Annotated in this window: 17 protein-coding genes; 10 read left to right on the top strand and 7 right to left on the bottom strand. The window is 72.7% G+C overall.

Going from position 1 to position 13,796, the window contains the following annotated elements; genetic code table 11:
- Window positions 1-131: 131 nt before the first annotated feature.
- Window positions 132-770 carry a PadR family transcriptional regulator gene (locus tag ABTX60_RS31300; protein ID WP_352100376.1) on the top strand — a complete coding sequence of 213 codons (639 nt, stop codon included), beginning with the start codon at window positions 132-134 and terminating at the stop codon, window positions 768-770.
- Between the two features lie 78 nt (window positions 771-848).
- Here ABTX60_RS31300 and ABTX60_RS31295 read toward each other — a convergent pair whose 3' ends face one another.
- Complete coding sequence (locus tag ABTX60_RS31295) at window positions 849-1,277, bottom strand: type II toxin-antitoxin system Rv0910 family toxin (RefSeq protein WP_352100375.1); 429 nt, start codon at window positions 1,275-1,277, stop codon at window positions 849-851.
- 224 nt (window positions 1,278-1,501) lie between these two features.
- On the opposite strand from ABTX60_RS31295, the gene ABTX60_RS31290 reads away from it, so the two are divergent.
- The 3 genes from ABTX60_RS31290 (at window position 1,502) to ABTX60_RS31280 (ending at window position 4,324) form a co-directional block, all read left to right on the top strand.
- Complete coding sequence (locus tag ABTX60_RS31290; protein WP_502992434.1) at window positions 1,502-2,050, top strand: Clp protease N-terminal domain-containing protein; 549 nt, start codon at window positions 1,502-1,504, stop codon at window positions 2,048-2,050.
- Window positions 2,051-2,137: 87 nt separating this feature from the next.
- On the top strand, window positions 2,138-3,142 hold the full coding sequence (locus tag ABTX60_RS31285) for an EamA family transporter (protein ID WP_352100374.1): 1,005 nt from the start codon (window positions 2,138-2,140) through the stop codon (window positions 3,140-3,142).
- A gap of 231 nt (window positions 3,143-3,373) precedes the next feature.
- Window positions 3,374-4,324, top strand: coding sequence for a DMT family transporter (locus tag ABTX60_RS31280; RefSeq protein ID WP_352100373.1), 951 nt, complete (start codon window positions 3,374-3,376; stop codon window positions 4,322-4,324).
- A gap of 15 nt (window positions 4,325-4,339) precedes the next feature.
- Here ABTX60_RS31280 and ABTX60_RS31275 read toward each other — a convergent pair whose 3' ends face one another.
- Together ABTX60_RS31275 and ABTX60_RS31270 are read right to left on the bottom strand one after the other, a co-directional pair.
- Window positions 4,340-4,972: an FMN-binding negative transcriptional regulator gene (locus ABTX60_RS31275; RefSeq protein WP_352100372.1), complete on the bottom strand. Its 633-nt coding sequence runs from the start codon at window positions 4,970-4,972 to the stop codon at window positions 4,340-4,342.
- On the bottom strand, window positions 4,972-5,658 hold the full coding sequence (locus ABTX60_RS31270; protein ID WP_352100371.1) for a pyridoxamine 5'-phosphate oxidase family protein: 687 nt from the start codon (window positions 5,656-5,658) through the stop codon (window positions 4,972-4,974). The genes ABTX60_RS31275 and ABTX60_RS31270 overlap by 1 nt, the downstream gene beginning before the upstream one ends.
- Before the next feature lie 35 nt (window positions 5,659-5,693).
- Between ABTX60_RS31270 and ABTX60_RS31265 the strand changes: the two genes are divergently transcribed.
- The gene (locus tag ABTX60_RS31265; protein WP_352100370.1) at window positions 5,694-7,025 is read left to right on the top strand and encodes an aminotransferase class I/II-fold pyridoxal phosphate-dependent enzyme; all 1,332 of its coding nucleotides are present in this window, start codon (window positions 5,694-5,696) and stop codon (window positions 7,023-7,025) included.
- A gap of 250 nt (window positions 7,026-7,275) precedes the next feature.
- Here the strand turns inward: ABTX60_RS31265 and ABTX60_RS31260 are convergent, their stop codons facing one another.
- On the bottom strand, window positions 7,276-8,229 hold the full coding sequence (locus ABTX60_RS31260; protein WP_352100369.1) for a DMT family transporter: 954 nt from the start codon (window positions 8,227-8,229) through the stop codon (window positions 7,276-7,278).
- Window positions 8,230-8,304: 75 nt separating this feature from the next.
- Here ABTX60_RS31260 and ABTX60_RS31255 point away from each other — a divergent pair, with 75 nt between their 5' ends.
- Complete coding sequence (locus ABTX60_RS31255) at window positions 8,305-9,207, top strand: LysR family transcriptional regulator (RefSeq protein WP_352100368.1); 903 nt, start codon at window positions 8,305-8,307, stop codon at window positions 9,205-9,207.
- A 16-nt stretch (window positions 9,208-9,223) separates the two neighbouring features.
- Here ABTX60_RS31255 and ABTX60_RS31250 read toward each other — a convergent pair whose 3' ends face one another.
- Window positions 9,224-9,694: a pyridoxamine 5'-phosphate oxidase family protein gene (locus tag ABTX60_RS31250; protein WP_352100367.1), complete on the bottom strand. Its 471-nt coding sequence runs from the start codon at window positions 9,692-9,694 to the stop codon at window positions 9,224-9,226.
- Between the two features lie 134 nt (window positions 9,695-9,828).
- Here ABTX60_RS31250 and ABTX60_RS31245 point away from each other — a divergent pair, with 134 nt between their 5' ends.
- Window positions 9,829-10,479: a cysteine hydrolase family protein gene (locus tag ABTX60_RS31245; RefSeq protein ID WP_352100366.1), complete on the top strand. Its 651-nt coding sequence runs from the start codon at window positions 9,829-9,831 to the stop codon at window positions 10,477-10,479.
- On the opposite strand, the gene ABTX60_RS31240 is transcribed toward ABTX60_RS31245, so the two are convergent.
- Window positions 10,466-10,954, bottom strand: coding sequence for a Rieske (2Fe-2S) protein (locus tag ABTX60_RS31240; RefSeq protein WP_352100365.1), 489 nt, complete (start codon window positions 10,952-10,954; stop codon window positions 10,466-10,468). The genes ABTX60_RS31245 and ABTX60_RS31240 overlap by 14 nt on opposite strands.
- Window positions 10,955-11,152: 198 nt before the next feature.
- On the opposite strand from ABTX60_RS31240, the gene ABTX60_RS31235 reads away from it, so the two are divergent.
- Both ABTX60_RS31235 and ABTX60_RS31230 read left to right on the top strand, forming a co-directional pair.
- Window positions 11,153-11,908: a HipA family kinase gene (locus tag ABTX60_RS31235; protein ID WP_352100364.1), complete on the top strand. Its 756-nt coding sequence runs from the start codon at window positions 11,153-11,155 to the stop codon at window positions 11,906-11,908.
- The gene (locus ABTX60_RS31230; RefSeq protein ID WP_352100363.1) at window positions 11,905-12,318 is read left to right on the top strand and encodes a DUF3037 domain-containing protein; all 414 of its coding nucleotides are present in this window, start codon (window positions 11,905-11,907) and stop codon (window positions 12,316-12,318) included. Before ABTX60_RS31235 ends, ABTX60_RS31230 begins: the two co-directional genes overlap by 4 nt.
- A gap of 14 nt (window positions 12,319-12,332) precedes the next feature.
- Here ABTX60_RS31230 and ABTX60_RS31225 read toward each other — a convergent pair whose 3' ends face one another.
- Window positions 12,333-12,800, bottom strand: a complete 468-nt coding sequence (locus ABTX60_RS31225; protein WP_352100362.1) for an excalibur calcium-binding protein — start codon at window positions 12,798-12,800, stop codon at window positions 12,333-12,335.
- 231 nt (window positions 12,801-13,031) lie between these two features.
- Here ABTX60_RS31225 and fabG point away from each other — a divergent pair, with 231 nt between their 5' ends.
- Window positions 13,032-13,793 carry a 3-oxoacyl-ACP reductase FabG gene (gene fabG, locus ABTX60_RS31220; RefSeq protein WP_020270157.1) on the top strand — a complete coding sequence of 254 codons (762 nt, stop codon included), beginning with the start codon at window positions 13,032-13,034 and terminating at the stop codon, window positions 13,791-13,793.
- Window positions 13,794-13,796 lie beyond the last annotated feature (3 nt).

Below are 13,796 nucleotides of genomic sequence, written 5' to 3'. Positions count from 1 at the left end.
CAAGGCCAATTCGCACCCACTGGCCCGATTCCGTGGGCGGACAGCATCGGAAAGAGCCTTGTCGTTCGAGCGTTACCGATATATCGTTGAAGCATCGCGACAGATCAACGATGGAATGGAGAGTGGTTGCGATGCGTACCCACGGATTCGAGCGTGGACATGGACATCACGGCGGCCCGCATCGCGGGCGGGGCGGTTTCGAAGGGCTGCGCGCGGCCTTCGGCCCCTTCGGGCCGGGTGGCCCGGGCGGCCCCGGCTGGGGCGGACCCGGTGGACCGGGCTTCGGGCCGGGCCCCTGGGGCGGTCGAGGGCGCGGAGGACCCAGGGGGAGGGCGCGGCGCGGTGACGTACGCGCCTCGATCCTGGCCCTGCTGAAGGACCGGCCGATGCACGGCTACGAGATGATCCAGGAGATCGCCGAGCGCAGCGGCGGGGCGTGGAAGCCCAGCCCCGGCTCGGTCTACCCCACCCTCCAGCTGCTGGAGGACGAGGGGCTGATCGCCAGTGCCTCCGAGGGCGGCAAGAAGCTGTTCTCGCTCACAAAGGCGGGCGGCGAGGCCGCCGGGGAGGGGCCCGAGGCTCCCTGGGAGGAAGCCTCGCGCGGTGTCGACTGGGAGGCTCTCGGTGAGATCCGCCAGGCCGGCTTCGGTCTGATGGAGGCCTTCGGCCAGGTCTGGAAGACCGGCAGCAAGGAGCAGCGGGAGAAGGCCCTGGGGGTCATCAACGAGGCTCGTAAGAAGCTGTATCTCATCCTCGCCGACGAGGACTGAGTCGCCCGGCTGAAGAGAGCCGCGTCGTAGAAGGAGCGCCCCCGGAGTGGTCCGGGGGCGCTTCGGCGTGCCGGGGTGTCAGGTCACCAGCCCGTCCAGCTTGTGCAGCGACTCGTGCAGGGCGGCCGTCGCCGAGTCCTTGAGCTTGCCCGCCATCAGGGACACCGTCGCGCCCGTGAACTCACCGTCGATGCGGACCGTCGTGGCGTCGCCGTCGGGTGTGAGGGTGTAGCGCGTGGCGACGGTCACCGCCATCGGGCCCTTGCCGCGGATGGCGAGCACCCGCGCGGGCTTCAGTTCCTCCACGGTCCACGCCACCTCGGCCGGGAAGTTCATCAGCCGCATGTTCTCCTGGAACGTCGCGCCCACTTCGAGGGGTTCCGGGCCGCCCGCCGGGAAGCTCGTGTGGGTGGCGTTCCATTCGCCGTACGCGGACCAGTCGGTGAGTTTCGCCCACACCGTGCCGGCCGGTGCCCCGATGCGGGCCTCCGCGCTGACTTCGGTCATGCGACCACCTCTTCGTATCGGGCCGGGTGTCGCGGACCGTAGCCGCGGCGGCCGCAATGTTCAATACTGACGAGCTGTCAGGTCGATCGGGATCTCCACCCGAATCCGCCTGATCTCCTCCGCAAGGAGGAGATGCGGGCCGGCGGAGTCCACTTCCCGTGGGACGCGAAGATGCTTCGTACCGTGGATGACGCGGGCCCCGGGAGGCTGGTGGGCTAGGGGATGTGCAATCCCGTATCCCCTGCCGGTCGGCCCATGAGCACGGCATTCAGCGCGTGGACGACGATGCCGGGCTCAGTGACGAGCTGGCGTCGGTGGTCGGTGGTGCCCGCCGCCGGGCCGTCCGGGACGGGGACCGGCAGATCGACACCGCTCATCTGCTCCACTCGCTGCTCGAGTCCGATCCGCAGGCGCGTGCCGCGTTCGTCGAGGGGGCGCAGACAGCGCGTCTGCTGGGTTATCTCGTCCAGCGCAGCATCGGGTACGGCCTGCGCTGGCAGAGCGGAGTCGAGGACTCCGGCGCCGTCCCCGCGGCGACGGGGACGGCGGGTTTCTCGCCGCTCGCCGCCGCGTGCATGGAGTACGCCTGCGAGCGTGCCGCCGAGCGCGGCGGACCGGCTCGAGGCACGGACCTGCTCGCGGCGATCGTCACCGACCCGCAGGCGCGTGCGGTCGAGGTGCTCGGACGGGCAGGAATCGACCCGTACGAGGTGCTGGCCCGGCTGGACGGCCGGTCCGGCAGCACCGAGGAGTGCGGCGAAGCCGCCCACTGAGCGGTACGGCGTGGGGCCGGGTCGTCCCGTCCAGGCTGTGAGACAGGTGTCATAGGGGATGACGCTCCTGTCGGGGCCTGTCATCATGTGCCGGTGCGTACGACTGACAGCAGCGTGAGCGGGCGCGGCAGGGGTGTGGGGCTCGGACTCGCCCTCCTGTCCGCGGTGGCCTTCGGCGGATCCGGCGTCGCGGCCAAGCCGCTGATCGAGGCGGGTCTGGACCCGCTGCACGTGGTGTGGCTGCGGGTGGCCGGGGCGGCCCTGGTCATGCTGCCGCTGGCCGTGCGGCACCGGGCGCTGCTGCGCAGGCGCCCCGGGCTGCTCGCCGGGTTCGGGCTGCTGGCCGTCGCCGGTGTCCAGGCCTGCTACTTCGCGGCGCTCTCCCGGATCCCCGTCGGGGTGGCGCTGCTCATCGAGTACCTGGCGCCCGCGCTGGTGCTGGGCTGGGTGCGGTTCGTGCAGAAGCGGCCCGTGACGCGCGCCGCGGCCGTCGGTGTCGTGCTCGCGGTCGGCGGGCTCGCCTGTGTCGTAGAGGTGTGGTCGGGCCTCGGGTTCGACGCGCTGGGGCTGCTGCTCGCCCTCGGCGCGGCCTGCTGCCAGGTGGGCTACTTCGTCCTGTCCGACCAGGGCAGCGACGCCGGGGACGAGGCGCCCGACCCGCTCGGCGTCATCGCCTACGGACTGCTGGTCGGCGCGGCCGTGCTGACCGTCGTCGCCCGGCCCTGGACCATGGACTGGTCGGTGCTCGGGGGCACGGCGAGCATGGACGGCAGGCCCGTCGCCGCCGTCGTGCTGCTGGCGTGGATCGTCCTGGTCGCCACGGTCGTCGCCTACGTCACCGGTGTGATCTCCGTGCGCCGGCTCTCCCCGCAGGTCGCCGGGGTCGTGGCCTGTCTCGAGGCGGTCATCGCCACCGTCCTGGCCTGGGTCCTGCTCGGCGAGCACCTCTCGGCGCCGCAGATCGCCGGTGGGGCGATCGTGCTGGTGGGCGCGTTCATCGCGCAGTCCTCGACGCCCTCGAAGGGATCCGGGCAACCGGTGGCGAGCGGCGGCCCGGAAAGGGAATTGTCCAGGCGCGGTACCAGCGCCTAAGGTGTCGATCATGCCTTCGAACGCACTCGTTCTTCCGCCTCCGGCCGCCTGAGGCGGGCCCTCCGGAAACCGCGCCCGGCGATGCGCCGCCGCGCAGAACGGTGCTGCCCGCAGACGAGGTCCGCGGACCCCGCTGATCACGATTGATCCGGGGCCCTTCCCGAACTTCCGCGCACCCGGCCGCCGCCCGACGCGGGCGCGGCATGCCGTGCGCGTCTGCGGAGAGAACACGTGTCGAACACCGCCTCCGGCCTGCCCGTCGGGCGAGGCCTCCTCTATCTGATCGTCGCCGGTGTCGCCTGGGGCACCGCGGGCGCTGCCGCCTCCCTGGTCTACCGGGCCAGTGACCTGGGGCCCGTCGCCCTGTCCTTCTGGCGCTGCGCCGCCGGCCTCGTGCTGCTGCTCATCGTGCGCCTGCTGCGGCCGAGCGCCCAGGACCCCGTGCGGCAGCCGCTCGGCCGCCGGGCGGTGCGGGCCGGGGTCACCGGGCTCGGGCTCGCCGTCTTCCAGACGGCGTACTTCGCGGCCGTCTCCGCCACCGGCCTCGCCGTGGCCACCGTCGTCACGCTGGGCGCGGGGCCCGTCCTCATCGCGCTCGGCGCCCGGCTGACTCTGGCCGAGCGACTGGGCCGGGGCGGCACCGCAGCCGTCCTGGGCGCCCTCGCCGGCCTCGCGGTCCTCGTCCTCGGGGGCAACGGCACGACCGTGCGCCCGGCGGGTGTGCTGCTCGCCCTGCTCTCCGCAGCCGGGTACAGCGCGATGACCCTGCTCACCCGCCGGTGGGGCCGCGACGGCGAAGGTGACGCCACCCGGACGACCGCCGGGGCCTTCGCCGTCACCAGCCTGTGCCTGCTGCCGTTCGCCCTCGCCGAGGGACTCCTGCCGCACACCGGGCAACCCGGCCGGCTCCTGCTCCTGCTGCTCTACGTCGCCGCCGTCCCCACGGCACTCGCCTACGGCCTCTACTTCGCGGGCGCGGCCGTCGTACGGTCCGCCACCGTCTCGGTGATCATGCTGCTCGAACCGGTGAGCGCGGCGGTGCTCGCCGTCGTCCTGCTCGGCGAGCACCTCACGGCGGCGACGCTGGCCGGGACCCTGCTGATGCTGTGCTCGGTGGCGGGCCTGGCGGTGGGGGAGGCCCGGGGCGGGCGGAGCGGAGAGGAACCGGTGATGGCAGCGTGAGGCGGGGCCCGCGGCCTACGGCTCCTGTCGGCGCAGGAGATGGTCGCGGGCCCTGGAGTCGCCCGGACCGCCACGGGCCGCGAGACCCGCTGCGATCCGTTCCCGGACCTCGGCCGGCTTGTGGTTGGCGTATTTGAACTTGGCCCGTGCGGCCGTGACTTCCAGACGCAGGCCGCGGATGCCGGCGAGCATCCTGCCGTACGGGGCCTCGCCCGCCGCCGCCCGTGCGGATCCGCCCCGCGGCTGGAAGTGGTCGATCTGCCGGTTGAGCAGCGCGGCCTTCTGTGCCGGGTCGTCCACGACATGGGCGCGGCAGCGGAGCTGGACGGCCGCGTAGAAGCTCGTCGGAGTGCCGTGCTCGGGCGGGACGTCCGGGGCGGCCTGCCAGGGGCCGGGTACGAACACGTAGTCGTCGACCACGCTCAGCAGGACGTCAGGGGCGGCCTCCAGCGCGGGCCAGAGCGGGTTGGGGCGGGCGAGGTGGGTGACGACCTCGCGGCGCCCCGCGTCGTAGGCGAAGTGCAGGGGCTGGACGTGGGGCGGTTCGCCCGGCAGGCCGTTGACGGCGAGCTGGCCGAAGTCGTGGTCGGCCAGCCACCGTTGCCATTCGGTGTCGCCGCGGGGCGCGTCCCAGGGGTGGATCAGCATCACAGAGTCGCGAGGTAGCCGGGCAGCTCGGTGCCGGGGGCCAGGCCCGGGTCGGAGAGCGGGGTGCCGTAGGTGCGCCGTACCGGGACGACGCCGGCCCAGTGCGGCAGGGCGAGGTCCTCCGGTTCGTCGTTCACGCCGCCGGTGCGCAGCTTCGCGGAGACCTCGTCCAGGTCCAGGCGGAGCACGGCCGTGGCGGCCAGTTCCTTCTTGTTCGCGGGGCGCGAGTCCGCCGAGCGGCCGGGCACGACGTGGTCGACCAGCGCGTCCAGGGCCCGCAGCTTCTCCTCGGGGTCCGTCACGTCATGGGCGACGCCGTGCACCACCACGGAGCGGTAGTTGATCGAGTGGTGGAAGGCCGAACGGGCCAGAACCAGACCGTCGACGTGGGTGACCGTCAGGCAGACCGGGAGGCCGGGGTCGGCCTGACCCGCTGCCCGCAGCGGACGCGAACCCGTCGAGCCGTGCACGTACAGCCGCTCGCCGACCCGGGCGTACAGGGTGGGCAGCACGACGGGCGCCCCGTCGCGGACGAACCCGAGGTGGCAGACGTAGGCCTCGTCGAGTATCGAGTGCACCAGGTCCTTGTCGTACGAGGCCCGGTCCGGGGAGCGGGTGGGGACGGTGCGGTCGGTCGGGGTGTAGGCGGTGTCGGGCTGCGACGGCGTCTGCGCGGTCCCCTGCATGGCGCTCTCCATTGCACTAGTGCATAATTGGCTTTGTGCTAGGAGAGTATCGGATCAGTGGGCGTCGCGCAGCGGACATTTCCGCGAGCATCGAGCGCGCGGTGGGAGCAGGTGAGTTGCAGCCGGGTCAACTGCTGCCTCCGATGCGGGAGCTGGCCGAGCGGTTGGGGGTGAATCCCAACACGGTCGCGGCCGCTTACCGGACCCTGCGCGAGCGCGGGGTCATCGAGACGGCGGGGCGGCGCGGCAGCCGGGTGCGGCCCGCACCGGCGACGACCGGGCGGGAGCACTTCCGGGTGGACGTTCCCGAGGGGGTGCGGGACGTCGCGCAGGGCAATCCGGACCCGGCGCTGCTGCCGCCGCTCGCGGGCGCGTTCGCTGCTGCCGCCGCCGAGGGTGACCGGGCGCCCGTGCTCTACGGTGACACCCCCGTGGAACCGGAACTGGCCCGGATCGCACGGGCCGGACTCGACGCCGACGGCGTGCCGGACGGGCCGCTCGCCGTTGTCTCCGGGGCCCTCGACGGCGTCGAGCGGGTGCTGGCGGCCCATCTCAAGCCCGGTGACACCGTCGCCGTCGAGGACCCCGGCTGGGGCCGCACCCTCGACCTCGTGCCCGCGCTCGGGCTGCGGACCGTGCCCGTCCGCGTCGACGACGAGGGGCCGTGTGCGCAGGACGTGCGGCGGGCGCTGGAGGCCGGGGCGCGGGCCCTGATCGTCACGGACCGGGCGCAGAACCCGACCGGCGCGGCGGTGAGTTCGGCACGCGCGCGTGCACTGAGAACCGTACTCCGGGCGTACCCGGAGACCCTGCTGATCGAGGACGACCACGGTCACGGCATCGTCGACGTGCCCCTCCATCCGCTGGCCGGAGTCACCCGGCACTGGGCGTTCGTGCGCTCGGCCGCCAAGGCCTACGGCCCGGATCTTCGGCTCGCCCTGCTCACCGGGGACGCCGTCACCGTCGACCGGGTCCGCGGGCGGCACCGGCTCGGACCGGGCTGGGTGAGCCGGCTGATGCAGCGGGCCCTGGTGCGGCTGTGGGCCGACGGGGCGGTGGACACGGCCGAGGTGGCGGCGTCGTACGGGCGGCGGCGGGACGCGCTGATCAAGGCGCTCGAACGGCGCGGGGTCGCGGCCTTCGGGCGCAGCGGCATGAACGTCTGGGTGCCGGTGCCGGACGAGACCGGCGCCGTCGCCCGGCTGCTGCACGCCGGCTGGGCCGTGGCTCCCGGTGCCCGCTTCCGGCTGAGTGCGCCGCCCGGCATCCGGGTCACCGTCTCGACCCTCGTCGACGGCGAGATCGAGAGGCTGGCCGACGCGATCGCCTCGGCCCTGGGCCCCGCCCCCGCGCGGAGCTACGACTGAGACTTCGGCTGGGCGGCCGGGCCCTGCGTGGAGCGTCTGCCGCGACGCAGGACTGAGGGGCCGGGTCCCGTGCGGGGCTCATGCCGCGACGCAGGTCTGAGGGGCCGGGTCCCGTGCGGGGCTCATGCCGCGACGCAGGTCTGAGGGGCCGGGTCCCGTGCGGGGCTCATGCCGCGATGCAGGTCTGAGGGGCCGGGTCCCGTGGGGAGCTCCTGCTGAGGCGTGGGCCCGAGCGGCCGGGCCCGCGCGGCTACTGCCGAGCTCCCGGCCCGGGCTTCGGCCGGATCTGCGTGAGTGCCGCCCCGGCCAGCACGATCACCGCCCCGACCGGCGTCGACCAGGTGAGCCCCTCACCGAGAAGTGCGACGCCCGCGGCCGTGGCGATGACCGGGATGAAGTACGTGACCATCTGGGCGGTCGTGGGGCCGACCTCGGCGACCAGGCCGTACTGGAGGAGCACCGCGAGGCCCGTGCCCAGCGCGCCCAGGGCCGCGACCGCCAGCAGCGGCACGACGGACAGGCGGGTCGGCAGGGTCGTGAACAGCGGGGTGACGACGGCCAACTGGGCCGTCGCGAGCAGCAGTTGCGCGCCGGTCATCGACAGGTGCGAGTGACCGGTGCCGGCGAGGGTGCGGCGCACGTAGATCCAGCCGATCGGGTAGCTGAGGGACCCCAGCAGGGCCAGTGCCGTGCCGGTGGCGTCCAGGCCGTGGAAGCCCTGCCAGGCGCCCAGGACCGTGAGCACCCCGAGGAAACCCAGCCCGAGCCCCGCGACCCGCACCCGGGTCGGGCGGTCCTCCGACAGGGCGACCAGCGACAGAGCCATGCCCCACAGTGGCGAAGTGGCGTTGCAGATGCCCGCGAGGGCGGACGGGATGGTCAGCTCGGCGTACGCGAAGAGCGAGAACGGCAGGGCGTTGAGCAGGAAGGCGGCGACCGTCAGATGCCCCCAGACGCGCGCCCCGCGCGGCAGCCGCTCACGTCGAGCGGCCATCGCCGCGGCCAGCACCGCGGTACCGAAGACCAGCCGCCCGAGCGTCACCTGGAACGGCGCGTAGGTCTGGGTGCCCACCTTGATGAGGAGGAAGCTGAAGCCCCAGATCAGAGACAGGGCGGCGAACCGGAGGCGCCAGTCGAGGAGGCGGCGGGGCGGTGCGGGAGGGGCGGCGGCGGTCCGGTCGGCCGGAGTGGTCACGGTGCTCATGGCAGCCACGATGCGCCAACGGAACCTCGTAGCACAACCGAGATTTCGCACCCGGTACCGCGTAGCATTGCTTACATGTTGAACCTGGAGCGCCTGCGGACCCTCGACGCCCTCGCTCGGCACGGCTCGGTGAGCGGTGCGGCCGAGGGCCTGCACATCACCACGTCCGCCGTCTCGCAGCAGCTGTCCAAGCTGGAGCGGGAGGTCGGTCAACAGCTCCTCGCCAAGAACGGCCGGGGAGTGCGGCTCACCGACGCGGGCCGGCTGCTCGCCGAGCACGCCGCGCGCATCCTGTCCCAGGTGGAACTCGCCCAGTCCGACCTGGAGGCGCAGCGCGGGCAGGTCGTCGGCGAGCTGCGGCTGTCGGCGTTCCCGACGGCCGCGCGGGGGCTGTTCCCGCACGCGCTGGCCGCACTGCGCGAGCAGCACCCCGCGCTCCGGCTGCGCTCCTGCGAGCTGGAGCCGGAGCACGGCATCGCCGGTGTCGTGCGCGGCGACCTCGACCTCGCCGTCGTGCTCGACTGGTACAACAAGCCGATGGCACTGCCCGAGGGCCTGGTCAAGGCATCGATCCTGGACGACCCGGCCGAGGTCGCCCTGCGGGCGGACCACCGGCTCGCGGGGCGCGGCGAGGTCGACCTCGGCGAGTTCGCCGACGACGAGTGGATCACCTGGGGCGACGGCGAGTTCTGCCACGAGTGGCTGATGTTCACCCTCCGCTCCAAGGGTGTCGAGCCGATCGTCGGCCATCGCGCCGCCGAGACCCACACGCAGCTCGCCCTGGTCGCCGCGGGCCTCGGGGTGTGCATCGCCCCGCTGCTGGGCCGCCACCCCGTCCCCGCCGGTGTCGTGACCGTCCCTCTCCGGCAGCGGGTCCGACGGCATGTGTACGTCGTCTGGCGTGCGGACGCGGACCGCCGCCCGTCGATCCGTGCGGCGGTGAAGGCCCTGAGGGCGGCGGGGGAGAGGGTCGGCTGACGTTTCCGGGGAGGGGCTACTGCCCGGACAGTTTGCGGAAGTCCCAGGAGACGATCTTCTCGGGAGTCAGACGGATCCAGGCGTGCCGGCCGTCGTGCGGCATCTCCTCCAAGCGGAAGTTCTTCCTCGCGAACAGCATCTCGGGGACGTCGAGTTCGGCGCGCAGCTCGCCCGTGCGGGGTATCTCGCCCACGAACTCGACGGTGCCCGACAGCTCGACGCCGCGCAGCTCGTCGTACTCCTCGCCGGTGTCGACCACGATCGCCACCCGCGGATCGCGCCGCAGGTCGGTCCAGCGCTTGCTGCGCACGACCGAGTACAGCCACATCGAGGTGCCGTCCCAGACGAACCACAGCGTGCTCACGTGCGGCGCCCCGCCGGCCGAGATCGTGGCGACCCTGCAGGTGCGCTGGGTGGTCAGGAACTCGTCCAGCTCGCCCGGCGTCATCATGATCTTCCGGCCCCTGCGCTGCTGGGTGACGGTCATGCTCCCCCTCTTTCTCCCACGTCGTGCCAGAGGAGATCCTCTGACATCACGTCAGAAAAGGATGAGTGCTCTTCCGTCCGTGCGCAATGGTGGCTACGCTCGCCCGCCCGGCCGCCGGTGACAGGGGGAAAACCGTGCCCTCGTACGCAGCGCTCAGCGAACTCCTCGAACCGCGCACCACCGTGCTGCTCACCGTCGAGTGCCAGGAGGGCGTCGTCGGGACGGACAGCGCCCTGCCCGAACTCGCCGAACAGGCACGCGCCGGCGGAGCCCTCGCCAACGTCGCCCGACTCGTGGACGCCGCCCACGACGGCGGCGTCCAGGTCGTCCACGCCGTCGCCGAACGCCGCCCCGACGGCCGCGGCGCCAGCCGCAACGCCCGCCTCTTCCGCGCCGCCGCACGGCTGCCGGTCCAGCAGCTGACCGGCACGCCGGCGGTACGGGTGGCCGCTCCGATCGAGGTCGCCGACGAGGACCTCGTCGTCCGGCGCCTGCATGGGCTGTCGCCCCTGCAGGGCACCGACGTCGATCCGCTGCTGCGCAACCTGGGCTGCCGCACGCTGATCGTCACCGGCGTATCGGCCAACGTGGCCGTGCCCAATGCCGTGTTCGACGCGGTGAACCGCGGCTACACCGTCGTCGTCCCGGCGGACGCCATCGCGGGAGTGCCCGCCGACTACACCCCCGCGATGATCCGCCACACCCTCGCGTTGGTCGCCACGGTCGCGACCACGGACGAGGTGCTGGCGTGCCTGGAGCGTGCGCGGGACGTCAGGCCAGCGTGATGGAGTCGCCCTTCACGCTGATCTGCTTCGCCTCCAGTGGCTCGACCGCCGGTCCCTTCTTCACGCTGCCGTCCAGGACGGAGAACTGACTGCCGTGACAGGCGCAGGAGATGATGTCGTCCTTGAGGTCCACCATCGGACACTTCTGGTGGGTGCAGATCGTCGAGAAGGCCTTGTAGTCACCGGCGGCCGGCTGCGAGACCACGACCTTCTCGTCCTTGAAGATCTTGCCGCTGCCCTCGGGGATGTCGGCGGTCTTCGCGAGTGCCGCACCGCCGGCTCCCGCCCCGGCGGACGAACCGCCCCCTTCGTTCGTCGCGCCGCCACCGGCGGCACCCTGTTCGGTGGACGGGTCGGACGCCTTGTCCTCCGAGCCGCACGCCGTCAGCGCCACGGTGAGTCCCGCCGCGCCGACCGCCGCGACGACGGTGCGGCGGCTCGGTCCCGACATCGGCTGAACGGATTCGCTGGTCATGCTGACGTTCCTTCCGGGGGGATTCGTGATCTGCCGAGAGGTACGGCCCCTGGGGACCGGCTGTTCAGACGCTGCCGAAATCCTGACCCGTCCGGGGAAGGACACGGGTAAAGCGGAGCTGTCGGCTTGCTGTCGGGTTCCGGCCCGCAACCGCCGGGCCGTCGCCACCGTCGCCGGGCGCGTCAGTAACCTGGGGCGATGCTCAAGGAAGTGATCGCGACCCGTTTCATCGCGCCCCTGCGCGAGGGCGGTTCGCTGCCGGGTCTGGTCGAGGCGGACGACTTCGGCACCTACGTCCTGAAGTTCACCGGCGCGGGGCAGGGCCGCAAGACACTCGTCGCCGAAGTGGTCTGCGGGGAACTGGCCCGGCGGCTGGGGCTGCGGATGCCGCGTCTGGTCACCATCGCGCTCGACCCGGATCTGGGGCTGGGCGAACCGGAGGAGCAGGTGCAGAGCCTGCTCCGGTCCAGCGGCGGCACCAACCTCGGCATGGACTTCCTCTCCGGCGCGCTCGGCTTCGACCCGCTCGCGTTCCCCGTGAGCCCCGAGGAGGCCGGCCGTGTGGTCTGGTTCGACGCGCTGATCAACAACGTCGACCGCTCCTGGCGCAACCCCAACCTGCTGAGGTGGCGCGGCGAACTGTGGCTCGTCGACCACGGCGCGACGATGATCTGGCATCACAACTGGCCGGGCGTGGAGGCCTCGGCCGCCCGCCCGTACGACGCCTCCGACCACGCGCTGGCGTCCTTCGGGCCCGATGTCGCCTCCGCCGCCGCCGAGTTGGCGCCCCTGGTCACCGAGGAACTGCTCGCCGGCGTCACCGCGCAGATCCCGGACACCTGGCTGACGGACGAACCCGGCTTCGCCACGCCAAACGATCTGCGGCAGGCCTACGCGCGCCCTCTGCTGGCACGGGCCGCCGTCATCCACGACCGCATCCAGGGGCTGAAGTGAACGACCGGCACATCATCAAGGGCGGGCCCCGGGACCGCCACGTCTACGAGTACGCCGTCCTGCGCGTCGTCCCGCGCGTGGAACGCGGCGAATGCATCAACGCGGGGGTCCTGGTCTACTGCCGTGCCGAGGCCTACGTCGGTGCCCGCACCCACCTCGACGAGACCCGCCTGCTGGCCCTCGACCCCCTGGCCGACGTGGCCGGGGTCCGGGACGCCCTGGGCGCCGTGGAGAACCTGTGCGCGGGTGGGAGCGCGGCCGGCCAGGCGGCCTCCGACGACCCGGGCCGCCGCTTCCGCTGGCTCGTCGCCCCCCGCTCCACGATCGTCCAGCCCGGCCCGGTGCACACCGGCCTGACCACGGACCCGGCGGCGGAGACCGAGCGGTTGCTGGACCTGCTGGTCAGGTGACGACGCCCGGCCCGTCAGCGACGGCGTCGCCTCACCACGTGACCGGCGGCGAGAACGGCACCCACCGCGAACGTCAGCCCGATCGCGATGTCCCAGTCGCTCGGCCCCGAGGCCACCGCGCCCCCGAGGCCGCCCCGCACACCCCGGCTCGGAGTGCTGGTGGGCGAGGTGGTGACGGGAGCGGAGGGACTGGTCGAGGGACTCACGGACGGACTGGCGGAGGGGCTGGGCGAGGTGGGCGACGTCGTGGGGTTGATGATCCCGCGGCGGGCCAGCGCCTCGCACGCGACGCCGTCGTCGGGGCCCTGGTCCTCGTCCAGCCTGTTGGGATCGCTCTGGTCCGCGTCGAAGACGGCTTGGGCGTCCTCCTGGAAGGCGAAGTCGCGGCAGTCCAGGTCCTGCCGGGCGTGAGCGGGGTCGGCCAGGGGCACGATCGCGACGATCGCGAACAGCGCGCCCATGACACCGGTGCGACGGCGCATGGAGCGCCTCCCTTCCGGCCATGAGTGGCTCGCACTCCCGACGCTAGGCGCCGAGGAGTGCGGCGGCGCGCCGCCATGGGCCGATCGGGTGTCGCCGGGGAGGCCACCGGGCCAGGTGGGGCCGGGTGATGGATCACATGCCGCCCTCGGCCGTTGACACCGCGTGCCAGGGCTTCTAGCGTCACACCCACTGAAGGTACTAAGCGGTCGCTCACCTGAGGAGTAGCAGTCATGTCCACCACTGAGCAGCGGGTTGCCGTCGTGACCGGTGCCGCGCGCGGCATCGGTGCCGCCACCGCCGTACGACTGGCCGCCGAGGGCCGCGCGGTCGCCGTGCTCGACCTCGACGAGGCGGCCTGCAAGGACACCGTCGAGAAGATCACCGCCGCCGGTGGCAAGGCCATCGCCGTCGGCTGCGACGTCTCCGACGAGGCGCAGGTCGAGGCGGCCGTCGCGCGGATCGCCGAGGAGCTCGGCGCCCCGACGATCCTGGTCAACAACGCGGGCGTGCTGCGCGACAACCTGCTGTTCAAGATGAGCGTCTCCGACTGGGACACCGTCATGAACGTGCACCTGCGCGGCGCCTTCCTGATGTCCAAGGCCTGCCAGAAGCACATGGTGGACGCGGGCTTCGGCCGGATCGTCAACCTGTCCTCGTCGTCCGCGCTCGGCAACCGCGGTCAGGTGAACTACTCCGCGGCCAAGGCCGGCCTGCAGGGCTTCACCAAGACCCTCGCCAAGGAGCTCGGCAAGTTCGGCGTCACCGCCAACTCCGTCGCCCCCGGCTTCATCGCCACCGAGATGACCAAGGCCACCGCCGACCGTGTCGGCATGGGCTTCGAGGACTTCAAGGCCGCCGCCGCCACCCAGATCCCGGTGGCCCGGGTCGGTGAGCCGGAGGACATCGCCAACGCCATCGCCTTCTTCACCGGCGAGGCGGCCGGGTTCGTGTCCGGCCAGGTGCTGTACGTGGCCGGCGGACCGCTCGACTAGAGG

It is taken from the genome of Streptomyces sp. NPDC126510 (assembly GCF_040302345.1).
Taxonomy (GTDB): domain Bacteria; phylum Actinomycetota; class Actinomycetes; order Streptomycetales; family Streptomycetaceae; genus Streptomyces.
Note: the sequence above shows the minus strand (reverse complement) of the source record. Positions and strands in the feature narration are given on the sequence as shown.